Raw genomic sequence first — 1,044 nt, 5'->3', positions numbered from 1 at the left:
GGCGCGATATCGGTTGGCGGGCGCTGGGGTGAGATTTACTTATACTTATGGGATATGTATCCAGCCATTTTCTCAATATCTGGGAATAAGGAAGCTTGATTAACATTCATGCTTTCTAGTGCAGATATGATTGATTCTTTGAAGTCTCTGGATATATTAATTTCATCATACTTAATTTCCCCCCCAATCTTCGGCCATATATGTTGTCCCGCCAAATAATAGAAAAGCTCCAGACTGAGATATTATTCTTGAATTATTCATTCTTGGCCTTACGTAATGAATTTTATTTAAATCATCATATTTTATTTTTGCTTTAAAATGAGGCTTTTCTTCTAGAATTTTGTGATGCAATTCCATGATGGCATCTTGTCTGTTAAATTTATCCGTATCCGATTCTTCTCTAATGCTTAATCTTAAGCTGTGTTTTACCCTTGCCAAATTCGAAATACACGAAACACTATCGGAGTCCGCGTATTTAATCTCATGCATTGGAACGAAGAAGATCGTTACTTTTCCGTCCGCTTTCTTGTTCTGGCAAGCAAAATATAGTGAAACTAAAGGGTTTGTTGTTATGTCAAGAAGTCGTGTCGGTAACCCATAATGTTGCATTCGAACTAATTTATCAAAAGTTGTTTTATCATCCTTAAATTCTTGGATATAGGTAGAATAAATTTCATTGTATATGTCGTATTCATTTTCAACATATGTGGAATTTCTAAAAATAGACGGGGACCAATCCCAATCTTTATTTGCTTGTCCACGAAAAAATACTCTTGAGTCATCACTCCCTTTGCCGCCAATCAGATCTTTGCGTGTTAATGATTTGATGAATCCGTCTAAGGATCTAATATATCGTGGCATTACAACCTTCTTATATGGAATATCGTTGGGCGCTCGTTTAAATCGAAATTACTCAGTAATTTCGTACGGATCAATGCGCTAACATATCCGACCTCGGATATTGCCGCTGGACAATCGCCCACCAGAGCGCTTGACTGCGCCTCTTTAATCGGAGGAAACGCCCCAATGACCGAAAATCCGGCC

Annotated in this window: 2 protein-coding genes; both read right to left on the bottom strand. The window is 37.9% G+C overall.

All coding sequences use genetic code 11. From position 1 onward, the window contains the following. Positions 1–171: 171 nt before the first annotated feature. Positions 172–861 (bottom strand): FRG domain-containing protein, encoded by a 690-nt coding sequence (locus VZ95_RS23595; protein WP_084627970.1) that lies wholly within the window; start codon positions 859–861, stop codon positions 172–174. Further along, positions 861–1,044: hypothetical protein (locus tag VZ95_RS27705; protein ID WP_232302788.1), on the bottom strand; the 184-nt coding region annotated here is incomplete at its 5' end. The genes VZ95_RS27705 and VZ95_RS23595, both read right to left, overlap by 1 nt.

The organism is Elstera litoralis, from assembly GCF_000963705.1.
GTDB lineage: Bacteria > Pseudomonadota > Alphaproteobacteria > Elsterales > Elsteraceae > Elstera > Elstera litoralis.
The sequence above is the reverse complement of the archived record's forward strand: the minus strand, read 5'-3'. Positions and strand labels throughout refer to the sequence as shown.

Coding starts and splice junctions, on each gene's coding strand:
- VZ95_RS23595 (WP_084627970.1), bottom strand. CDS start 861: ATGCCACGATATATTAGATCCTTAGACGGATTCATCAAATCATTAACA.